Source organism: Sulfophobococcus zilligii, from assembly GCF_055398255.1.
Map to the genome: position 1 here is coordinate 1,233,567 of NZ_AP042406.1, position 22,834 is coordinate 1,256,400.

Annotated in this window: 22 protein-coding genes; 14 read left to right on the forward strand and 8 right to left on the reverse strand. The window is 38.8% G+C overall.

Annotated features, from left to right (window positions below; genetic code table 11):
* The first annotated feature begins 44 nt into the window (after positions 1-44).
* Genes ACZ5YP_RS07045 through ACZ5YP_RS07055 form a run of 3 tightly spaced genes read left to right on the forward strand, consistent with a single transcriptional unit; the run spans position 45 to position 3,541 of the window.
* Positions 45-941, forward strand: a complete 897-nt coding sequence (locus tag ACZ5YP_RS07045) for a deoxyhypusine synthase (RefSeq protein ID WP_464835977.1) — start codon at positions 45-47, stop codon at positions 939-941.
* On the forward strand, positions 942-2,285 hold the full coding sequence (locus ACZ5YP_RS07050; RefSeq protein WP_464835035.1) for a TiaS agmantine-binding domain-containing protein: 1,344 nt from the start codon (positions 942-944) through the stop codon (positions 2,283-2,285).
* A 47-nt stretch (positions 2,286-2,332) separates the two neighbouring features.
* Positions 2,333-3,541, forward strand: coding sequence for a pyridoxal phosphate-dependent aminotransferase (locus tag ACZ5YP_RS07055; RefSeq protein WP_464835036.1), 1,209 nt, complete (start codon positions 2,333-2,335; stop codon positions 3,539-3,541).
* A gap of 76 nt (positions 3,542-3,617) precedes the next feature.
* Here the strand turns inward: ACZ5YP_RS07055 and ACZ5YP_RS07060 are convergent, their stop codons facing one another.
* Together ACZ5YP_RS07060 and ACZ5YP_RS07065 are read right to left on the reverse strand one after the other, a co-directional pair.
* Complete coding sequence (locus ACZ5YP_RS07060; protein WP_464835037.1) at positions 3,618-5,351, reverse strand: ABC transporter permease; 1,734 nt, start codon at positions 5,349-5,351, stop codon at positions 3,618-3,620.
* Positions 5,351-6,268: an ABC transporter ATP-binding protein gene (locus ACZ5YP_RS07065; RefSeq protein WP_464835038.1), complete on the reverse strand. Its 918-nt coding sequence runs from the start codon at positions 6,266-6,268 to the stop codon at positions 5,351-5,353. The genes ACZ5YP_RS07060 and ACZ5YP_RS07065 overlap by 1 nt, the downstream gene beginning before the upstream one ends.
* 91 nt (positions 6,269-6,359) lie before the next feature.
* Here ACZ5YP_RS07065 and ACZ5YP_RS07070 point away from each other — a divergent pair, with 91 nt between their 5' ends.
* Complete coding sequence (locus ACZ5YP_RS07070; protein ID WP_464835039.1) at positions 6,360-7,745, forward strand: pyruvate carboxylase subunit B; 1,386 nt, start codon at positions 6,360-6,362, stop codon at positions 7,743-7,745.
* A 74-nt stretch (positions 7,746-7,819) separates the two neighbouring features.
* Here ACZ5YP_RS07070 and ACZ5YP_RS07075 read toward each other — a convergent pair whose 3' ends face one another.
* Complete coding sequence (locus ACZ5YP_RS07075; protein ID WP_464835978.1) at positions 7,820-8,674, reverse strand: M55 family metallopeptidase; 855 nt, start codon at positions 8,672-8,674, stop codon at positions 7,820-7,822.
* 83 nt (positions 8,675-8,757) lie between these two features.
* Here ACZ5YP_RS07075 and rpiA point away from each other — a divergent pair, with 83 nt between their 5' ends.
* Both rpiA and ACZ5YP_RS07085 read left to right on the forward strand, forming a co-directional pair.
* Complete coding sequence (rpiA, locus tag ACZ5YP_RS07080; protein ID WP_464835040.1) at positions 8,758-9,465, forward strand: ribose 5-phosphate isomerase A; 708 nt, start codon at positions 8,758-8,760, stop codon at positions 9,463-9,465.
* A gap of 6 nt (positions 9,466-9,471) precedes the next feature.
* A complete protein-coding gene (locus ACZ5YP_RS07085) occupies positions 9,472-9,930 on the forward strand; it encodes a metal-dependent hydrolase (protein WP_464835041.1) in 459 nt (152 codons plus the stop codon).
* On the opposite strand, the gene ACZ5YP_RS07090 is transcribed toward ACZ5YP_RS07085, so the two are convergent.
* Positions 9,899-11,374: a hypothetical protein gene (locus ACZ5YP_RS07090; RefSeq protein ID WP_464835042.1), complete on the reverse strand. Its 1,476-nt coding sequence runs from the start codon at positions 11,372-11,374 to the stop codon at positions 9,899-9,901. The two genes, ACZ5YP_RS07085 and ACZ5YP_RS07090, sit on opposite strands and share 32 nt — an antisense overlap.
* An 89-nt stretch (positions 11,375-11,463) precedes the next feature.
* Between ACZ5YP_RS07090 and ACZ5YP_RS07095 the strand changes: the two genes are divergently transcribed.
* From ACZ5YP_RS07095 to ACZ5YP_RS07120, 6 genes are all read left to right on the forward strand, one after another.
* The gene (locus tag ACZ5YP_RS07095) at positions 11,464-12,399 is read left to right on the forward strand and encodes an eIF2B alpha/beta/delta subunit family protein (protein ID WP_464835043.1); all 936 of its coding nucleotides are present in this window, start codon (positions 11,464-11,466) and stop codon (positions 12,397-12,399) included.
* Positions 12,396-13,382 carry a ribose 1,5-bisphosphate isomerase gene (locus ACZ5YP_RS07100; protein ID WP_464835044.1) on the forward strand — a complete coding sequence of 329 codons (987 nt, stop codon included), beginning with the start codon at positions 12,396-12,398 and terminating at the stop codon, positions 13,380-13,382. Before ACZ5YP_RS07095 ends, ACZ5YP_RS07100 begins: the two co-directional genes overlap by 4 nt.
* 49 nt (positions 13,383-13,431) lie before the next feature.
* Entirely contained in the window at positions 13,432-13,689 is a 258-nt protein-coding gene (locus tag ACZ5YP_RS07105) for a hypothetical protein (RefSeq protein WP_464835045.1), read from the forward strand.
* A 60-nt stretch (positions 13,690-13,749) separates the two neighbouring features.
* Entirely contained in the window at positions 13,750-14,112 is a 363-nt protein-coding gene (locus ACZ5YP_RS07110; RefSeq protein WP_464835046.1) for a metal-sulfur cluster assembly factor, read from the forward strand.
* Positions 14,113-14,123: 11 nt separating this feature from the next.
* Positions 14,124-15,509, forward strand: coding sequence for a serine--tRNA ligase (serS, locus tag ACZ5YP_RS07115; protein WP_464835047.1), 1,386 nt, complete (start codon positions 14,124-14,126; stop codon positions 15,507-15,509).
* 96 nt (positions 15,510-15,605) lie between these two features.
* On the forward strand, positions 15,606-15,965 hold the full coding sequence (locus ACZ5YP_RS07120; RefSeq protein ID WP_464835048.1) for a thioredoxin family protein: 360 nt from the start codon (positions 15,606-15,608) through the stop codon (positions 15,963-15,965).
* 223 nt (positions 15,966-16,188) lie between these two features.
* On the opposite strand, the gene ACZ5YP_RS07125 is transcribed toward ACZ5YP_RS07120, so the two are convergent.
* The 4 genes from ACZ5YP_RS07125 to ACZ5YP_RS07140 all read right to left on the reverse strand — a co-directional run bounded on the left by ACZ5YP_RS07125 (position 16,189) and on the right by ACZ5YP_RS07140 (position 18,626).
* Positions 16,189-17,052 (reverse strand): carbohydrate kinase family protein, encoded by an 864-nt coding sequence (locus ACZ5YP_RS07125; protein ID WP_464835049.1) that lies wholly within the window; start codon positions 17,050-17,052, stop codon positions 16,189-16,191.
* Positions 17,049-17,336: a hypothetical protein gene (locus ACZ5YP_RS07130; RefSeq protein ID WP_464835050.1), complete on the reverse strand. Its 288-nt coding sequence runs from the start codon at positions 17,334-17,336 to the stop codon at positions 17,049-17,051. Before ACZ5YP_RS07130 ends, ACZ5YP_RS07125 begins: the two co-directional genes overlap by 4 nt.
* A 96-nt stretch (positions 17,337-17,432) precedes the next feature.
* Positions 17,433-17,963 (reverse strand): macro domain-containing protein, encoded by a 531-nt coding sequence (locus tag ACZ5YP_RS07135; protein WP_464835051.1) that lies wholly within the window; start codon positions 17,961-17,963, stop codon positions 17,433-17,435.
* 24 nt (positions 17,964-17,987) lie between these two features.
* Entirely contained in the window at positions 17,988-18,626 is a 639-nt protein-coding gene (locus ACZ5YP_RS07140; RefSeq protein ID WP_464835052.1) for an MBL fold metallo-hydrolase, read from the reverse strand.
* Positions 18,627-18,698: 72 nt separating this feature from the next.
* Here ACZ5YP_RS07140 and ACZ5YP_RS07145 point away from each other — a divergent pair, with 72 nt between their 5' ends.
* Positions 18,699-20,102 (forward strand): glycosyltransferase family 2 protein, encoded by a 1,404-nt coding sequence (locus tag ACZ5YP_RS07145; RefSeq protein WP_464835053.1) that lies wholly within the window; start codon positions 18,699-18,701, stop codon positions 20,100-20,102.
* 101 nt (positions 20,103-20,203) lie between these two features.
* Positions 20,204-22,819, forward strand: coding sequence for an ATP-dependent helicase (locus ACZ5YP_RS07150; protein ID WP_464835979.1), 2,616 nt, complete (start codon positions 20,204-20,206; stop codon positions 22,817-22,819).
* The last annotated feature ends 15 nt before the right edge of the window (positions 22,820-22,834 follow it).

Genomic DNA, 22,834 nt, shown 5'->3' on the forward strand with positions numbered 1-22,834 from the left:
AACTACTTGGCGAGGTAGTTAAAGACTATGAAGTATCACCAAGTATGACTGTATGCGAGTTAGTAGAGAAACTCGGTGATTCTCATGGATTTATGGCTGGACACGTGTATAGAGCTAGTAGAATACTGGCCGAAATGACCTCTGATCCGGGTGCAACCAGGATACTGGCATTTACAGGAAATATTGTTTCAACTGGTTTAAGAGGAGTGCTTGCACAAATGATCCGTGAAGGATGGTTTCACGCGGTTATAACAACTTGTGGTGCAATAGACCACGATATAGCAAGGTCTACTGGTGGAAAATACTACAAGGGTGATTGGGGATATGACGATTCAATGCTACGAGCTATTGGAGTACATAGATTGGGCAATGTTTTGATCCCCGTTGAAGACTATGGATTAGTAGTCGAGAAGTTTGCACGTAGACTCTTCGAAGAACTAGTTAGAGAGAAAAAGAAGTGGAGTGTAAGCGATGTACTGAGAGAAGCAGGTAGGAAGATAAGTGATAAAAACAGTATTCTTAGAGCTGCTTACGAGCGTAATGTTCCGGTATTTGTACCCGGTATTTACGATGGTGCATTTGGCTCCCAGGTGGTATTTAACTACCACTCACTGGGGTTGGAACTAGATTTAATTAGTGACGAGAGAAAAATTATCGAGCTAGTTGTCTCAGCTGAGAGACTGGGTGGATTAATAATTGGCGGGGGAATTAGTAAACACCACACTATATGGTGGGCACAGCTCAAAGAAGGATTAGACTACGCAATATACATTACAACTGCTGTTGAATATGATGGTAGTCTTAGTGGTGCACACCCACGAGAAGCTGTTAGTTGGGGTAAAATAAAACCAAGTGCTAAAAACATAGTTGTATACGCTGACGCCACGATCGCACTACCCTTAATAGTTGTAGGTGCTATGTGTCAACTGGTGAAGAAGTAATTGATTAATATACATATTGGAATAGACGACGTAGACTCTATTAATGGTGGTTGTACTACACACTACGCTGTTTTACTAGCTTGGGAGCTACGTAGACGTGGATACTTGTTTACAGACTATCCCAACCTCGTAAGGCTCAACCCGGCTGTTCCATGGAAGACAAGGGGTAATGGAGCAGTAGCACTTAGATTAAGTGTACCCTCAGAATCAGATGTTTTAGATATATGGGAACTAGCTAGAAACACACTTGAAGAATACACTGGTTTATTCCAAGACCCCAAGAAACAGCCAGGACTAATATTACACACCGGGGATATTCCATGGGAATACAAGTGGCTTGCTGAGAAAGCACTATATGATATTATACCATTAGACCTAGCTCAGAGAGTACTCATGAAACACCCAGAGACAAGAGTATACAATAGTAGAAAGAGGGGTTTGATTGGTGCACTATCAGCTATTGGCTATACAATGCAAAACACAGACTATACATACGAGCTACTCGCATATAGAAAACAAGAGTACTGGGGCCGTGAGAGACAAGTAGATGAAATGAGCATTATAGAAGTAGATAGACTCTACCATGGAGAACTAATATTAAACTACGACTACGACGCGCAGAGACCCCTTATAACACCGAGGGGTCCAGACCCCGTACTACTAGGACTGCGCGGTGAAAACCCACACATACTACTAGAAGCATTTAGAAAAATAGTTATACATGAACCAGTAGAGTACATTGCAATATACCGTACAAACCAACACACCGATGCACACTTACACAGAGTAGACTCGCTCTGCAATCTAAGACCTTACATGTGTGTAGTAGTAGAGGGTGTTGTCTCCTCAAAGCCAACTAGAATTCCAGGTGGACACGTAGTATTCAAACTATGTAGTGGCGAGTGCTGTATAGATGTAGCTGTCTACGAGCCAACTAAGAAATTGAGAGATGTTGTTGAAGAGCTGGTAGTTGGAGATAGAGTAGAAGTTATGGGTTGTTCAAGGCCGCCGAGTAGCAAGCATGGATTAACACTCAACCTAGAGAAAATTAGAATAGTGGAACTAGTAGAGCTAGTAGAATACGTTAATCCAAAATGCCCGGTTTGCAGATCAACAATGGAGAGTATGGGGAGGGGTAAAGGGTATAGATGTAGAAAGTGTGGTTATAGAGATCCAAGGGCTGTTAAAACACCAATTATTAAACCAAGAAAAATAAAACCGGGCATCTACCAGCCGCCTCCAAGCGCGTTTAAACACTTAATGAAGCCAATAGAGAGAATTGGAAGAGAAAAAACAAGTTTCAATGGAGTTGAAATAGAAGAATTTATTGTTAAACTCTCGTAAAAAGGCTTTTTATATTCTCTTAAATACATGTATATTGGTGTATATATATGTCTAGAGCATCTATACGAGTAAAATCAATACCACAAAACCCTCATAGAGTGCTTATTAACAAAGCACACGAGTTGAGACGACGCGGTGTAAAAGTATATGATTACACAGCGGGCCAGCCAGGCCTCCCACCATGCCAGGAAGCACTAGAATACTTTATAGAACAAGTTAGAAAAGACCCATTTAAACACTTCCGCTACATGCCAACCCAGGGACTTCCAGAATTAAGAGAAGCAATATCACAAGACCTTAAGAAGTATGGTGGAATAGATGTACCAGCAAACCAGATATTGATTACTACTGGTGGAGCCGAAGCACTATATCTAACACTAGCAACACTACTCGACGAGGGAGATAGTGTATTACTATTCGACCCATCATACAGTGTCTACTGGGACCTAGCAAGATATCTAAAACTCAAAGTAGAAACCTGCAGGCAAACCCATGAAACAGGCTTCAATCCAGACCCAGAGTGCATCAAAGAGAAACTCGGTTCAAAAGCTAAAGCAGTATTGTTTGCAAGTCCAGACAACCCTACATCTAGAGTAATCAGCGAAGAAGTAGCAAAAACCATAATGGAGGTTGCACACGAAAAGAAAGCATGGGTTATCTACGACGTAGCATACAAACACCTAGTATACGAGGGAGAGCACATCTGGCTCGAGAAGCTAGATCCTGCTCTAGAGCAGACAGTAGTTGTTGGATCATTCAGTAAAGACATCGCGATACCTGGAGGTAGACTTGGATACATTTACGGGCCAAGCGATATAATGCCAGAACTAGTAAAGTTAAAGGGAATACTCGGTATTGTAGCACCAGTTCCAATGCAGTGGCTTGCATACTACTACCTCGTAAACGGCTTCAAAGAGAAATACCTTGCACAAGTACTACCAGTATACAAGAGTAGACGAGACGCTGCATACCAAGGCTTCAAAGAGCTAATACCGGGAGCTAAACTACACAAGCCAACAGCTAGTATGTATCTATTCCCAGATATGACACCATACATATCAAAAATGGGAGTAAGCGACGTAGAATTCACATTGAAACTAGCAGAGTCTAAAGGCGTAGTAATGCTACCAGGATCAATATTTGGAGAAGCTGGAAGAAACCACTTGAGAATAACATTTGTAACAATGAAAGAAGAAGAACTAGTAGAAGGATTTAAACTACTCAGAGAATTCCTCGAAGAAAACAAAGTATTATAGGCAACCCATATAAACACTTTTTATACAATCAACTATCCACAGTGAGGAGTCAATAAACAGAGCATTGAGTAAAAAACTACGTGGATAAACTAGCTTTTTTGAACTTTAACCAGCCTAGAACAACTGGTATAGTAATCCACGCTATTGTACTCAACGCTACAAACCACGGATTAACAACCTCTCTTAGAATTTCCTCTACTCTAGGTTGTAAAATGAATTCTTCGAATTCAACGGTCATGAAGTAGTATTGCATGAAATCCATTATTCTCAATGGGTTAAAGTAATAGGAGATATACTGTATTCTTACAAGCTCATCATAGAAGCGTGTTGTAAATCCACCGGTAACAACCAGTGTTACACCCAGGGATATAAGACTCCACAGCATTGTAAACAATATATATGTAAAGACAGATACAACAATGTACCTTGTTCCACTAGTGAGAGATGCTAGCAAATAGCATAGAGAGTAAAACGCTACTAGAGATAGCGTTAAACCCGTAAACAAGAGTATTGCTCCTTGAATACTCGTTGAAACACCAGTCAAAAAGTAAATAGATACCATTAAACCAATATAGAAGAGTAAACTAGCAGTGAAAACCACTAGAACACCCGCTACATACCTCGTAGTAAAAAGCTCAAACCTTGTAATAGGCCTAGCTAAAACGAATTCCAGTGCTCCTTGAGACCTTGGTTTAGCTATATATACGTAGACAAGGTAGAGAACTACAACCGGGAAGAAAGAGGCAAATAAACCTATTCCAGTAGACCCTAGTAGCTGACCATAAATTATTCTCGCTGTTTGACCTCTAAGTATACTATTGCTCGGTGTCGGTATGAAACTATATGCAATACGGTTGCTCCGTGATAATACAAGGACAGTGTACGATGGCATTCTCCCAAGAGTATTATTGAATAAACTAGTATCCAATTCGACTATACTAATCCCCCTCTTGACCTTTACGTCTATTTTATTGAAGTATTCTTCTATTTCACTCAGGTTTAATTCAAGTATACCCTGCTTTCCGAGTATGATTTGAGTGTTTTGTAAACCGGGTTTTTCAATGTATACTTCGAATTCAATGTCTATTGGAGTATACAAAGATAGTAGTAGATATGCCCTGCCGGCTTGTCTATTATAGTATATAGATGTAGAAGCTACGCCTATAACATCTGTATTTGACGGGTGTAGTACTAGGGTTTCACTAGTTGAGAAGTAAACGTTGTTTCTATTTGAAACTGGATTAGAGCCGACTAGTACTTGAATGGTTTTATTTTCGAATACCAGTGGGGTATATGGAAAACCACCCGTTGGATGCACCATTGTAGTTTGTGTACCAAGTGGAGTTGTCACGTTTAAGTAGAGACTACATGTATATGTTTCTAGAATTGTTTTATCAATTGGTCTTCCATTTTTATCAAACTGGGTTTCTTGTTTGAAAATAGATTTTTCAAGGTAGATTCTCCCGTTACTACTCTTAGCAACGCCTTCATCTACTATGACAAAATCCCAAAATGCAGAGCCTGTTTTGGGGTCTTCTCCCAGTAGTTTTGAACACCCTAATTTATAGGATATTTCACCATCTACACTCCACATCTCTGGAGACATTAACAATACTTCGAGGTTGAATACTCCCGTTGAGGAATCAATAGTAGAAGAATAGATGAAGTATTGCGGTAGTGGAGTGGTTGCAAGTAGTGAAGTAACTAGATAAGCTAGACCTACTCCTATACTTATAAATAATAGTAGTGTTAGTAATACCGATAGCCTCAAAATACCTCTTTTAAAATCATAGAATACAGGATTAACCATTACACACCGCCCTCTGCTTTCTTAATTAATTCAAAGAAGAAGTCTTCCAAGCTCTTCTCTTCTCTCTTGAACTCCATTACGTTTACTCCCATGCCTACTAATTCAGCTATTACACTGCTTGGGTCGGAGCTAGGATTTCGTAGAATAATCTTTTTCTCGTCTACCACTACTGGCTCACCGTATTTTTCAAGTAGTTTTACGACCTCGTTGTCTAGTCTAGATAGTGTTATTTCAATTGCTGGTTTAACCATTGATTTAATAGCTTCCATTGAGTATACTCCTATTATTCTACCCTTGTGTATAAATACTACTTCGTCTGCTATTCCCTCAACTTCGCTGAGTATGTGTGAGGAGAATAATACTGCTTTGCACTTCTTTTTAAATTCCAGTGCAAGTTCTCTAAAGAACACTATGCCTTGCGGGTCTAGTCCATTTAATACCTCGTCGAATATAAAGTTGGGAGGGTCGTTGATGAGTGATACTGCTAGTGCAAACCTCTTCTTCATTCCCTGCGAGAAAGTAGCTAGTTTTCTATTCAAAGCTTCTCCAAGTCCTAGTTTACTAAGTAATTCGATCCCCATTTGCCTGGCTTCGCTATGAGAGTATCCATAGTAGCCAGCCAGGTAGACGAAGTAGTCTAGTGCTTTGAAATCAGATTCAAAAATTGGTAGTTCTGGTACCCAGCCAATTCTCTCAGACGCCTTCTTCTTTTCTCTTACTATAGAGTATCCATCAATTAAGACATCGCCAGTGTCTGGTGGTAGAACGCCTACTGCTATTCTAATAGTTGTTGTTTTACCCGCTCCATTCAATCCAACATATCCTACTACACTACTATTTCTAACAGTAAAAGAAACGTCTCGTAAGGCTTGTATACGTCCAAAAGATTTTGAGACGTGTTCTACTTCAATAGTCAAGCCACAATACCCTTCTACTGATAATATCATGGTAGCTATATTACCCCTCTACTTAATAAATGTGTTATAAGCTAGTAATAGAGGTGTAATATTGGTACAAATTGTTGATTTAACACTACGTGATGCACACCAATCACTCATAGCTACTAGATTTAAAACAGAAGATATGATTCCAATACTAGACAAGATTGACCGGGCTGGATTTTACGCTATTGAAATGTGGGGAGGAGCTACATTCGACGTTATGATAAGGTATTTGAAGGAAGACCCGTGGGAGAGATTGAGGATTATTAGGGAGAGAGTTAGAAAACCAAAACTCATGATGCTTCTACGAGGACAAAACCTCGTTGGATATCGTCACTACCCAGACGACGTAGTAGAGAAATTCGTTGAAGCAGCATATAATAATGGAATAGATATATTTAGAGTCTTCGATGCATTAAACGACGTTAGAAATATGAAGACATCTATCAAGAAAGCAAAGAGTCTGGGAGCTATTGTACAGGGTACACTAGTCTACACTATTAGTCCTGTTCACACAATAGAACACTACTTGAAAGTAGCCGAGGAACTAGTTGCACTAGAAGTAGACCATATAACAATAAAAGACATGTCTGGTATACTAGACCCCTATACAGGCTACAATCTAGTAAAAGCACTAAAAGAACACTTCAAAATACCAGTAGATGTACATAGCCACTTTACAGGAGGCCTCGCAGTAGCAACATATATTAAAGTAGTAGAGGCAGGAGCAGACTTTATTGACACAGCTATTAGTCCATTAGCATTTGGAACAAGCCACCCCGGCGTTCAGACAATATACTATGCACTACCCCCAGAACACAGACCAAACCTAGACATGGAGGCCATTAGAGAAATAAGTGAATACCTAGGCAAAGTATTGTTTGCGAAATACAAGGAGCTACTTGATATAAGAGTCTTCATGCCTGATCCAAACGTCCTAGAACACCAAATCCCAGGCGGTATGATCTCGAATTTCATAGCACAACTCAAACAAATAGGAGCAGAAGACAAGTTGAAAGAAGTACTAGAAGAAGTAAGGAGAGTAAGAGAAGACCTTGGATGGCCGCCACTAGTAACACCAGCATCACAAATAGTGGGTGCACAAGCAGTATTAAACGTATTGTATGGTAGATACCAAGTAGTAGCCAAAGAGACAGTAAACTATGTCAAGGGATTATATGGTAGACCACCAGCACCAATAAAACCAGAAGTAGTAGAAATGGTTTTAAAGGGAGATAAACCAATAACCGTCCGGCCAGCAGACCTATTAGAGCCGATGTACGAGAAGTGTAGAAAAGAAGTATTAGAAAAAGGATTCTATAGCAAAGAAGAAGATGTATTAACGTATTGTCTATTCCCAGATGTAGCACAGGAATTCTTCAAGTCTAGAATAAAAGTACCAGTTGTTAAACAAGTTGAAAGAGATCTCTGGGATGACATTCTAGGATATTAAGCCTCCTATAAAAAATATTTTTTGATGATGTAATGCACCTCGACGGATTGGTGAAGAAGCTGGCCTGGTCTGACCTACTTTATATTTGCAGCCATGTTGAGTACTGCTGATCCAACTAGTGCCATTACTTCTATAACTCCAAGTATTTTCCTTGCCGAGTCTGCTTTAAACCTCACTGTATATGCATTTACTCTCTCTATAAAGTCTAGTACTTCCACTGCATCAGCTATCAAAGACTCTCTAAACACCAAGTCTACAATATATGGTTTCTCCAGTTCTAGTAGTTTTAATTCACCTCTTCTCGTTTTACCAGCTGCTTCTCTCACACTAGACCTTAATCTCTTTTCTACTTCGTCGAGGCTTGGATAGTATGCTGCATATCTTGATACTCCCTTCTTTAATGGAGTGAAGACAACCCATGGAGTGTATTTTTCAACTTCTTCTTTCAAGTATTCATCTCCAGCTAGTAGTGCAACTGGTACACCTAGTTCTGAGGCGTAGAGGGTATTTATCAAGTACTCGCTTGCTTTCTCACCATTTACTCTGATTTCAGCGAATACTCTGCCACTATATGTATGGTCTAATATTCCATGCATTGTACCAGCAGCTGCATGATATCCAATAAAGAAGACTGCATTAAACCCCTTTTCCAAACCTGAAACCATGCTGAAGGGGCGTGGAAAACCCTGAATTATACCTGCTCTACTATCTAGTTCGAGATAGTTGATATTAGTCATGTAGCCATGGCTATCGGCAACTAGTATCTCGCTAAATCCAGCTTTATACAACTCGTCTACTACAGCGTTAACTAGGCGCGTCATTACTTTAGACGCTATTGCAAACTGACTACTCCAAGGTGTAGTCATAGTTATAGATGCAACTCCTGGAAGACCCTCTAGGTCTACAGATATAAATGCCTTCAAATACATCACCAGTTTAAAATAGTTTTCAACGCGGTTATAACTTTAATTTAACATAGAATAGATAAGATATGTAGTTAACGGCGGTGTAAATGAATACTATTGAAATTGAAGAAGCCAAGAAAACAGCGGCTATAGAAGCATGTAGTATACTACATGGTATACAAGGAGTTAAACTAGTAGGCCTTGGAACTGGTTCTACAGTAAAGAAGTTTATAGATGTTTGTCTCGACTACTTGAAAAACAAGTATATTATTGCTTCATCACAAGACACACTACTGTACTCTAAAATCAAGGGTTTAACAGCACTCGACCCATTAATGGTAAACCATATAGATGTATATATTGATGGTGCAGATGAAGTAAGTATAAATCTAGACTTGGTAAAAGGGCGTGGTGGTGCTCTACTAAGAGAGAAAACACTTGCATACTTGTCTTCTAAGAGAATATATGTTGTAGACTATACGAAATACACTGGTAGAAGTTATCTCTATTCAAAATCTATACCAGTAGAAATAGTACCATTCACGTTAAACTACGTTGTAAAAAACATTGCAAAAACAGGATTGTTTGAACCAGCTCTAAGAGTAGGTGGTGGTAAAGACGGCCCTGTTGTAACAGATAATAACAACTACATATTAGACCTCAAACCATTAAAACCAATAGAAGACCCGTTAAACACGCATAAATTACTAAAATCTATTCATGGAGTTGTAGAAACAGGTATATTTCCAGCTGTTGAACTAGTAGACGTGGTTGTAGTTGGCTATCCAGGCGGTGCAAGAGTATATACTAAGTGATAGAGTATGAAGAGAACAACACATGTTTTATTCGCAGTTGCTATTAGTGGATTAATGGGCTTGTGGAGTGTAAATGGAGGCCCATTTCTCGCATTAATCTCGGGGCTGGGAGGGGTAATACCAGATCTAGATCTTGGAAAATATCATAGAAGACTACTCCACAATTTATTCATAGTAGTCCTTGTATACCTTCTACTCGAATATTTAACACGCTATATTGACTTTGGAATACCCTATATACCACAAGCACTAGTTCTAGGCTGGCTTAGTCATATTTTCCTCGATTCATTTACAGTTAGAGGAGTGGCTTTATTCTACCCGTTTTCTAATAGGTATTATGGATTGAAAAAATGTAGGAGTAATGGATTTTTATGTAACCTGTTCTTTATTATTGTTTCAATTGCTATACTTGTATATCTACTCAGAGACCAGGTTATTCACTATGCTTCATTTTTGCAATTCTAATAGCAATAAAACCTAGTAGTATTGATATAGCTATTGGTACTACTAGGCCAATCAATAGGTATTGTCTAGCTGTTTTCTCTAGTTCTCTAGCCTGTTGGAGTGTTTTATCAACGTCTTCTACTCTGATACGATATAGTTCTTTCTCCGCTTCACAAGTTGAATACCTGTCTTGTAGACCCGATATTGTCTGGTTTAACTGGGTTATATTCTGCTGGCATTCGTTTAACTGGTTTTTAATGTCTACTAGTTCACTACTATCTCTTAGTGAACCATAATTATTAAATACCGATCTACTGCTGTAGGTAGATAGAATAGCAATTAATTCTGGATAGCTTGTTGGTGCAAGTAGTTCTTCGTTTTTCAATTGTGGACTAGTATATACAACGTAGTCGCCGTTTCTACTAGACAAGACTATTACAGCGAGGTAACCTGGTTTAAGAGTATTTGCAAAACCAGTTAGTTCGTTAACTACTACTTTATAGAAGTTTACAGCTGTTTTATTATACCATTCTTCTCCAAGTAATTCTTGGATTAGAGCTAGGTGTGGTAGATATGCGTAGATCACATTGTTGTTTGATTCTGAGAGGGCTTTTCTCACGAATCTAATAGATGAACCAGCTGTCTGTGCAAACCACCACTCCATTGTATTAGAGTCTAGTTTGCTTATTAGGTCTTTGTATTCTTGGAGGAAGAACCAATAGATGAATACATCGTTGAATTCTGTAAACCCATTGGAAGCATAACCCGTAGTTGCAAGTGCTCCTGGGAAGAACAATGTGACTTCATTGCTGGTTGTTTCTACTATGTAGAATAATAGTCTATACGAGCCCTTCTTCCCAGTTGTTTCTGTAGTGTTTATAGCTATTGGGCCAATTGTTTTACCACTAGTGGGGCTCGTAGTGCTTCCACTTGTATTGTATGCAACTAGTGTTATTTTCAACGTGTTTCCTTCTAGTGTGCTTTTAACTTCTGTTTTAAGTGTTTCCCAATAGATTGATCCATTAATTGGTATTCTAAGTATTGCTGGTGGTATTGAGTAGCTTGAGAGGTTTACTAGTGGGTTGATTGCTGATGGATGAATACTTGGATCTACTGATGGTATATCAACTAGTGTAGCATTTCCCCAGTAGTATACAATTCTTGATTGATTAATGCTTTCACTAGTGAGTTGAATACTTGTCCTACTTGGTTTTGAAGCTGATAGCAACCAGTATACGTAGTAGTCTAGTGGAGCATTATATGGGTTTTCTAATGGGAAAACCTGGTATTTCAACTGTGTCGTGTTGTCTAAAACACTTTTTAATTCTTCTACTCCACCACCGGGTATAAAGAAGACAATAATGTTTCTATAGCCCTGTTGTGCACTAGTAGCTACTCCAGTACTTATAATCCAAAGTGTAATTAGTGCAATTAATAATACACCTGGTTTAACTAGTATTTTCATACACTACCACCGTTCAACGAGTTCAATCTATATAAGGATGCATGAGTAAATAAACTCTAACAATGCCCGGTTCAAACTAGGGGTTTGAATTGACCGAGTTTACTAGGTACACGGGCTCAGAGTTATTCTTTAAAATAGCAAGTGAGCTAGCAGAGATTTCTCTGAGAGGAGATGAAAAACTACTCGCTACTAGAATAATCGAGTATTATAGAACATTAAACACTGAGCGTCCAGCATCAACAGCTTCTTTTAATCTATTGAGAATGGTTTCAACGAGGTTGTTGGAAAAAGGTACTGATGGCCTCGCCGATTACATCTCTGAGTTGAAAACAAGCTATGATAGAGCTTTGTGGAAGGCGGCAGAAATAGCTTCAAGGAGAATTGTTGATGAAGATGTTGTCTTGACAAATAGTAATAGCCTCGCTATTAGAAGACTACTAGAAACCATTAGAAACCAGGGTAGAAAAATAGAACTCTATGTTACAGAGTCAAGGCCTGGAAAAGAAGGACTATTAATTGCTGAATACGCTGAGCAACTAGGTTTCAAAGTAAACCTCATAGTAGACTCTGCAACAAGGTTTTTCATTAAAGAAGTCTCCAAAGTCTTTATTGGTGCGGAAGCAATAGCTGCTAATGGAGCAGTAGTGTCAAAAATTGGTAGTGGATTAATAGCTCTTGTTGCACACGAAGCACGTAGGAGAGTATTCATTGTAGCGCCAACACTGAAGTTTAACTATGAAACAATATATGGCGAGCTACTCAAACTACCAGAGGGTGGGGCAGATTTGATTATTGAACCGGGGAGAGAGGGAGAGCCTCCGGAAGGCTTTGTTGCTAAAGTACCTCTATACGAAGTAATACCGCCAGAATACATTGATGGAATAGCTACAGAATATGGATTAATCGCTCCGCAAGCAGTACCACTATTACTGAGAAACATTTATGGCTCCTACCCCCCAGAAATACCTACACTTAGCCAGCTCGTTGAATTACTAGCTTCTAAATACGGGGTGAGGATTCGATGAAGTTCCCCGAGAGCGTCTTGCAAATAGCCAACGATATTAAAACCATGAAGATTAGAGGTGCTGGTAAAATAGCTAGATCAGCAGCTGAAGCAATGAAAAAAGCAGCTCTTGAATACCCTGGCGAACACGATTTAGACTCGTTTAGAAAATACATGGTTGAAACAGCTAGACTACTAATATCAACAAGGCCTACAGCTGTAAGTCTACCAAACGCTGTTATATACGTGTTAAAAGCACTGAGAAACGCTTCATCGTATAGTGAAGCAAGAGAGAGTATTGTAAAAACAGCTGATTCATTCGTAGAGAATTCATTAAACGCCGTGAAGAGAATAAGCGAGTTTGGAGCTAAGAGAATCAAAGAGAACTCGGTTGTACTAACCCACTGTCATAGTTCTACAGCTGTTGAAGTAATAGCAAGAGCTTATAGAGAGGGGAGGGTTGTAAAAGTCTACAATACAGAGACAAGACCGTTCTTCCAGGGTAGAATTACATTTAGTCATTTAAAGAGTTATGGTGTACCAGTAGTTCAAATACCTGACAGTGCAGTGAGATATGTTATGCACGAAGTAGACTATGTTGTAGTAGGTGCTGACACTGTTACTAGTAATGGAGCAGTAGTAAACAAAATAGGTACTAGTCAAGTAGCACTAGTAGCTAAAGAAGCAAGAGTTAGAGTATATGTTGCAGCAGAATCATATAAGTTTTCACCATTGACTCTAATAGGTGAACTAGTAAAAATAGAGTATAGAGACCCAGAGGAAGTAGTTCCACGTGAATGGATTGAAAAACACCCAGGAGTAAGAATATTAAATCCTGTATTCGATGTAACTCCACCTGAATACATAGACGCTATTATCACCGAGTATGGTGTTCTACCACCGCAAGCCGCAATACTAATACTTATTGACAAATTAGGGTGGACGTTGGAAAGTATAAAGTATTCTGAAAACATACTAGAAAACCTGGAGAAAATACTAGAGTAGGTTTTATATGCATCTCTTCCGATCTAAACGTAAATTAACACCAGGCGAAATGAAAGAAGAGATTATTAGATTAATTGACGAAAACAATGAAGTAGTCTATAAAATAGCTTTTTACTCGCAACCAGAAGTACAATCAATTCTAGAGCGTGTTAACAAGAAATGGGAGGAAAACAATTATCAGGGAAAGCCGTTGGATTATGCAACAGACGAAGAAGTAGTAGTACTATATAATATTGCAGTAAGGATTTCTTCTAAGCGACCAGGAGAGCTGTGGGCTATCTACGGTAGAGACTATATACCCTCGTAGTTTTCAACGATTCTTTTTATTAATAAGTGTGTTATTGAATAAAACTAATTGGTGTAGTAAATGTCTACAAACTTTGAAGAGTTGAAAAAGAAGATTATTGATGTTCTTGAAACAGTGATTGACCCCGAAATAGGTATAGATGTATACAATCTCGGATTGATCTACGATATAAAAATCCTTGATGAAAAACACGTTAAAATAGATATGGGTTTAACTACTGCATTCTGTCCACTAGCCACTGTTATACCATTAACAATTATAGATCAATTGAAAGAAAAACTGGGAATAGATGCAGATATAGATATTGTATATGACCCTCCGTGGACACCCCTCAGAATGACTGAAAAAGGAAGAGCAATGTTTAAAGAGAGGTTTGGATATGATATAGTGGAAATGTATATACAAACTCAGAAGCAGGAATAGGGTTGGCTTGTATGAGCTGGAGTATATTAACGCTTTTAAGAGAAAACCCGGAGAAACTACGTGAACACGTAAAAAAGAGGTTTATGGATCCAAGTATTGTTGATAAAGCATATAATTTAGACTTAGAGTGGCGTAGACTACTCACACAAGTTCAAGAAGTAAGACATAAACACAATGTTTTAAGCCGTGAAATCTCAAAGACCCCGGAGCCAGAGAGGCAGCGTAAAATAGAAGAAGCCAAGAAACTACTGGAAGAACTACAAGCCCTAGAAGAACGTTTAAAAATCATCGAAGAAGAGAGAGAAAAAGCACTACTCGAACTACCAAATATAGTTCACGACAGTGTGCCAATAGGGCCAGACGACACATACAACGTCCCCATTAGGTTTTATGGAAAGCCAAAAGTATGGGTTGGCTATGTAGAACAGTTTAAACAGCAAACAGAGAAATATGGCTTCAAAGTAGACTACGAGGTAATAGAGTGGAAGCCCATCGGACACGCCGATATGTTAGAAAACGTTCTTGGACTTGGAAACACTATTAAAGCAGGCGAGGTTGCTGGAAGTAGATTCTACTATTTATTTGACGACCTTGTATTCTTAGACATGGCTCTATTAATGTATGCTATTGACTACTTAACTAGTAAAGGCTATAGACTAGTCCTGCCACCATACATGTTGAGACGTAGTATTATGATGGGCGTTATAGACTTCAAATCATTCGAGGATGCAATATACAAGATTGAAGGCGAAGACTTATACTTAATAGCAACAGCAGAACACTCACTAGCAGCACTACACGCCGGTGAGGAGATACCCGAAGAAGAACTACCATTAAAATACGTTGGAGTATCACCGTGTTTTAGAAAAGAAGCCGGCGCTGGATCAAGAGATTTGAAAGGCATATTTAGAGTACACCAATTCCACAAAGTCGAGCAATACGTCTATGCTAAACCAGAAGAGAGCTGGGATATAATGGAGGAGTTAATAGCTAACGCCGAAGAATTATTCAAGGGACTTGAACTACCATACCGTGTAGTCAATATTGCAAGTGGAGACCTCGGCGCGCCAGCAGCAAAGAAGTATGATTTAGAAACATGGATGCCTGCCCAGGGCCTCTACCGTGAAATGGTTAGTTGTAGTAATACCACGGACTGGCAGAGCTATAGATTAAAAATTAAACTAGTGAGAAGAAAGGGAATGATTAAAGAATACGTTCACACATTAAACAGTACTGCCATAGCCAGTACGAGGACTATAACATCTATACTTGAAAACCATCAAAACGAAGATGGAACAGTAACAATACCAAAAGCACTCAGAAAATACCTAGAAGTATTCAATAAAGCACCAAGAGACTACATACACCCCGTTAAAAAAGAACGTGTTTCAAAGTAGACTCTTTTCTTTTTACTCCAATTAGTAGTGTACATGGTATTACTAGTCCTCTACTTTATAAGCAAAGTTTTAACCCAGTATTGAATAGGGGCGACAATGGAGGTAACAAAAGTAATTGTTGAAGTACAATTAGACTTCAGTGAAGAAAGCGATGAAGCTCTTAGAACACTCTTTGCAGTAGCAGAAGAACTACTAGATAAACACAATATATGGGTTGAAATAATACCCACACACATCTGGTTTGTAGACCCGGTTCAAGCAGAAATGTCAGACTTCCCCAAGATATTCATAAATGGTAAATTGAGATTTGTAGGTAGAACACCATCTAAAAAAGAATTAAAACAAGCAATATTAGAGTATGCTGGTCTACCACCAAAACCAGCCGAAGTATCCAGCAATGTATTTGCCAAAGTCAATTTTGACGGGGGTACACCAGAAGCTTCTCTTATAATGTAGATCAAACCCAAATAATTAGAATTAAAATCAATAGCAGAATATACGGTATATAAAAGTATATAAGGGAGTATAAACAAATATATTAATGGCCGAGCACTCCCACCACTCAGTAAACGAGTAAATCAATTGATTCATAGTATTTCCATGTGGCGTGTATGCCATACAGTAAGATTACGATTATCCAGCATTACGAGTATACAGTAGTGTATAGGAAGCGTGGTTTTTAGCGTGATGCCGCGTATACGCGGCTTGAACTGAGTGGTGGAGGTGCGATGAGGCTTCTACTAGTGCTTCTAGACTTCAACCACCTACTTGTATCTTCGTGTGCTCTATATACTGATTCCACTGGGTCTAGTGTTTCCATGTAGTGGACTGTATATGATGCGAGGTAGTAGTCTCCAGCACCTGTTTTATCGCTTGTAGTGTATTCTTCGTTGACGACTAGTTCTCTAACTACTCCGTTGAATCCAATTATAAATCTATTCGGTCTATTTGTAACTACTATTATCCCCCTTGTATACTTGGTTAGTGAGCTAGCTCCTTGAACAGGATTGGATGTATTGACGAGTACTTGGAGCTCGTTTAAATCCATGTGTATAATATCTGCTTGCTGTATTGCTATGTAGGCTTCTGGTTTTGGTTTTAACAATACTTCATTGTTTACGACTTCTCTTATAAAGCCTTGTATGTCTAGTGCTAGTATACTAGATTTTACTCGCAGTGTTTTAAGAAGGTTTGGAGTGATCTCGCCTGCTACAGGATTGACTATTACACTACATAGTCCGTTGTGAGTGTTTGATTCATGTATTGGTGGTGCTCTTCTATATAGTTGTAGTTTTCTCTCGTGATTGCTATACTTTAAGAGAAAAATGTTTACATCTGTAGAGTACTGGCTCCCGGTAATGTACTTGTATACTGGGTGGTTTATTATTAACGGGTTTCTAACAGCGTAGACTTCTATATTGAAGCCTCTTGTAAGTAGTGGTAGTGAAGAATAGTATACTCCACCACCATACGCTATAGTAGTTGATCCATCACTGTATTCAATAATATCTATTGTTGGATTACCATAAATACAAAAATTCATTCTTCTTCCTCACTACTTAGTTTACTCTGTATTTTCTCAAATTTCTTTTTCAAACCTCTTGCATGATAGTATAGCAGGTGATTGATTAAATCGTCAACACTGTAGAAAAACACGTTTTCATACTCGTAGTTTGCTGGTGCTGGTTCATCCATACACTTTGAAGCAGCATGTATGCAAATAGGGCAAGCTATTAAACCAGTTATTCTATCTCTACAAGTCTTTATTTTCATGCCGTCGACGTCTACTTCTATAAGTTCCCATTTAGGCTCCCATGTATAAGCCATGATTTATCAGCCGGTTGATCCCTCTTCACCAAGTCAGAGGCCTAAAATCTCATCACTGTGTTTAACAAGAAATAATGGATTATTAAAAATTATTTTCTATTCAATTCTACTCCAGCCGAGTTTTTCAATGCGTTTCAATACGGTTTCATATGTTGACTGATCTCTTATTACAACGTGTACTTCAATACCTTTTCCCTCTTCTAGTACAGCTTTTAGTATTTCTTCTATGGATTCCTCGGGTGTTAAACCACCAACACCAGCACCCATTAGTGGAAAAGCAATAGATTTAACACCGAGTTTTCTAGCTGTTATTAGTGCAGCTCTACTTGCTTTATATACATATTCACGTGTTGAAGGGGATGCAGGATACTCGACTGTGGGAGCGTGAATAACGTATTTTGTTTTTAATCTACCAGCAGTTGTAGCAATAGCTTCACCGATCGGGACAGGGGCGTGTTTTCTCGCTTCTTCCTCTATTGTAGAACCGCCTTTCCTCTTTATTGCTCCTGCTACTCCACCACTCATTATCATTAATGTATTGGCTGGGTTTACTATTGCATCTCCACTAAACTCTGTTATGTCTCCTAGTTCTACTACTACTACAACTCCATTCAATGTATACTTCAAGTTTTACACCACTGGTTTTATACTCTATGGTGGCTTCGCTACTATTACTTTACCAGTGTATTTTTCGAGTTCAAAACTATTTGTTTCTAGTTTTACTACTTCGTATTCTTTTACGTGTTTTAAAAACTCGTCTACTGGTTTGAGAGGTAGTGTTATACCTGGTATCCAATAGTGTATTGGGAGAATGTTTACTGGTTTGGTTTTTTCTATTATTTTCCATGCTTCTCCTGGTTCAATAGTGAATGTTCCTCCAACAGGTATTATTAGTAGGTTTACTCCTTTCAATCTATCTAGTACTTGCTGGTCTGGTATTTCCCCGAGATCTCCTAAGTGGGCCACTCTAACTCCTTTAACCTCGACAATATAGACGGCGTTTTCACCCCTCCTCTTACCTTTTTGCTTGTCATGATATGTTTTCAACCCAGTGATTTTTACATTGTCTATTATTGACTCACCATAGAATAACTTGAATACACGGGTTTTCTCTTTGGATACAGTGTTTACAGCGTTGTGGTCGAAGTGGTCGTGTGTTACAAGCACCATGTCTCCTCTAACAACTGGTTTTTTCAATCCAATACTGGCGCCGTCATGGGGGTCGAATACAATAGTATACCCGTTTACTTGGAGTGAAACACATGCATGTCCATGCCAGGAAACCAACATTATTTACACACCCGTATATTATTCTAGTGTTAGACGAGTAAATATATTTAAAGAAGACTGAGGGCTAGAGAAATGAATGTCGATATAGCAATGGCTTTGGCAGGACTATTGATATTTATACCTCAAATACTAGTCTACTTATACCACATGCTACTCCTCACACCAACGAATAGGAGTAGAAGCCAAGTAATCGATGTAAACCCTGTAAAACCACGAGGAGTTTCATTTATACTCCCAGTTAGAAAAGAACCATTGGAATACATTGAAGAAGCAGCTAGATATATCCACTCTCTCGGCATAGAAGACTATGAATTAATAATAGTGTCAGATGACCCGGTAGATAGTAAATCAAAGCTTCTTGACCTCTACATCAACCTCAAGAAAGACGGAGTAAACGCGTGGTTTATCTGGCGGAGTGAGCCAAGAGGGTTTAAATCAGGTGCTTTAAACACTGGTTTATACGCGTCTCGTGGAGACTATATATACATAGTTGACGTGGATAGCAGGCCTGAGAAGTGCTTTTTTGAAAAAGCAATTGGAATACTCGAGAGAGAACCCGGAGTAATTGGTGTTATAGGTAGATGGGAGCCGAGAAACCAGAGTTCTCGTGTTAGTGAAGCACTTGCAGTAGCATTGAGATTCTATACTAGAATTCTATATGAAGGCAAGTGGAAGAAGAACTTGTTTACATATCCACTGGGAACAGGTACACTATACAAATCGAGGGTTTTAAAAGAAGTCTTCAAGGGATGGGATGAAAATAGAGTATCAGACGACTTGGAATTAGGGGGGAGGATATTGTCTTCTGGTTTCAAACTTGTTTATTTAAATGAGTGTGCAGTATACGTGGAAAACCCAGATACCTATAAGAGTTTTAGAATACAGCAGTCTAGGTGGATTTATGGAGCAGTAGATACAGCAATATCAAGGTTTAAACACATTGTTAAAGCACCAGTTAAACCGATTGTTAAACTAGATGCATTCTTCCACCTTCTTCAATACATACCTCAAGCTATTGTATTTCTAGGGGCATTTCTAGCCTCACTACTGGTTTTACTGGGTGTAAGAGAACCATTATTAACCAGGTATTTATTTATAGTGTGGCTGGTTTTTCTCGCTATGTATTCTCTTGTAATGAAGAAGTACACTGCGAGTAATAATACCGAGAAGTACATTGTGCAAATAGGTAGATTGTCGGCGTTAACAGTAGCTATTTCATATATTGCATTTTACAAGACAGTAAAAGCAGTATTGAGGGTTAAAGAGGGGTTTAAGAGAACACCAAAAGGAGTATTTCAAACTACTGTGTTGAAAAAGAGGATTCCATGGGAGTTAATATTTGGAGTATTCTTCTTTACAGCGGGATTGAAGTCTATGCTAACTGGTGGCATGCTCATTGGCTTGTGGTTAACCACGTATTCACTGGGCTACCTATACGTAGTTTACAGGTTTCCACGTGATGTCTTCTACGAGTAGAGAAGTCTTTTAACTCTCTATTCTCTAGTTTTATTCAAGGAGAGGTGCTTATAGTGATTAAATACAGCGACATTGATCCTTCCACGAGTGAATTATATGGAATGCTAAGGCCATATGTAGCAGAATGGTTTAAAAAGAAATATGGAGAGTTTACACCAGTTCAGAGAAAAACCCTACCACTCGTTAAACAAGGCGTCAATGTCCTTGTTTCTAGTCCAACGGGTACTGGTAAAACCCTTGCTGTATTTCTCGGAATAATAGACAACATGTACGACTACTACGAGAGAAACAACAAGCTACCCGATGGTGTACACGTAGTCTATGTAAGCCCTCTAAGAGCATTAAACAACGATATGAAGAGGAATCTATACGAACCAGTTAGAGAAATAGTTGAAGTAGCCAGGGAAATGGGGATTCAACTACCAGAAATAAAAATCGCTGTTAGAACAAGCGATACTAGTCCATACGAGAAACAAAAAATGCTACGCGACCCACCCCATATTTTAATAACAACGCCTGAAAGCCTAGCTCTCTCATTGAATGCACCGAGATTTAGAGAGCTACTCAGAAATACTAGGATAATAGTAGTTGATGAAATACATGATTTAGCATCGAGCAAGAGAGGTAGCCACTTAGCTGTTAGTATTGAGAGACTTGAAAACCTAGTGGATACTCCAATCCAGCGGATTGGTTTAAGTGCAACTATATCACCGCTTGAAGAAGTAGCAAAATTCCTCGTTGGATTTAGAGATGATGGTGAACCAAGAGACTGTTATATCGTAGATGCTAGATTTGATAAAAAAGTTGATATTAGAGTTGTCTCGCCGGTTGAAGACCTGGTTCACACACCAGCCGAGATCGTTAATGAAGCAATATACAAGAAAATAATAGACTATGTCAAAAGGCATAGAACAACACTAATATTCACTAATACAAGGAGTGCAACTGAGAGAGTAGTATTCAAACTACGCAAGATAATGGAGAAAGAGAAAATACTCGACATAGACGATATAGAAGCACACCACAGTAGTCTCAGTAGAGATGTGAGGTTAAATGTAGAAGAGAAATTAAAAAAAGGAGAGTTGAGAGTAGTAGTTAGTTCTACATCACTAGAACTCGGAATAGATATTGGATACATAGACCTAGTAATACTATTAAGTAGCCCTAAAAGCGCTACTAGACTACTACAGAGAGTAGGGAGGTCTGGACACCACATTAGAGAAGTAAGCAAGGGTAGAATAATAGTTGTCGACAGAGACGACCTAGTAGAGTGTACTGTACTAGCTAAACTCGCAATGGAGAGAAAAATAGACAATATTAGAATACCCCGAAACCCACTCGACGTTCTCGCACAACACATTGTTGGACTAGCACTTGAAGGAGACTGGAAACTAGAAGATGCATATAGATTGGTAAAGAGGAGCTATCCATTCCACGAGTTGAACTACGAGGACTTTAAAAACGTAGTGTACTATCTAGCTGGTAAACTAGGAGACTTCTACGAATACCAGAGAGTATACTCAAAGATATGGCTAGACGAGGAAAAAGGCGTTTTTGGTAGAAAAAAGAAGACTAGAATGATTTATTATTTAAACATTGGTGTAATACCAGATGAAAGCAAAGTAAAAGTATTTACAACCGATGGAAAATACGTGGGAGACCTCGAAGAGGGATTTGTAGAATACCTCACACCAGGAGATTTATTCGTGCTAGGCGGGAGAGTCTATGAATTCCTTCAATCTAGGGGATTCACGGCAATTGTGCGTAGAGCAGATGGACAGAGACCAACTGTTCCATCATGGTTTAGTGAAATGCTACCATTATCATTTGATTCAGCTATTGAAGTAGGGAGGTTTAGAAGAACAATCTCTGAAATGCTTGATAAACACGGGTTTGAAAAGACAATAGAATACCTTGTAAAAGAGTATAGACTGCAGAGAGAAGCAGCTAGATCAATATGCGAGTATATAATGGAGCAAAAATTATACACTGGAAACCTCGTTCCCTCAGATAAACTCATACTAATTGAAATCTATGATGAAGAATCAAGGAGAAATATAATAGTCCACTCTCTATTCGGGAGAAGAGCAAATGATGCACTAGCTAGACTCTATGCATACATGATCGGCTCGAAGCTAGGAGTAAACGTGAAGATAACTGTAACAGATAATGGTTTCATGCTCACAATACCTGGACACCTAGACGCCGACTACGTTGAATTATTCAAGAGTATACCAGTAGATAAAGCATGGGATATTCTTTCAAAAGTCGTTAGAAAAACAGACTTGTTGAAGAGGAGATTTAGACATGTAGCTGTTAGAAGCTTTATGCTACTAAGAAGATATGGCGACACAGAGAAATCAATACATAAACTACAATTAAACGCTGAAGAATTATTGAAAGCAGTCGAGGAAATAAAAGACTTTCCTGTCTTAAAAGAAGCATATAGAGAGATCTTAATGGACTATATGCATATTGATGAAGCAATAAGAGTTCTCGAAGCTGTACAGCGGGGCGAGATAAAAGTAGAGATTATTGGACCACTAGATGTTCCAACGCCATTCGCGCATAGTATAGTAGTACATGGCTATACAGATGTAGTATTAATGGAGGATATGAGGAGGCTTCTCGCGAGACTACACGACTTAGTACTCGAGAAATTAAAGTCTCTAAATAAACCACTCGGAGGAGAAAGTAGTCTATCGATTACTACATAGAGTTTTAGCGTCTAC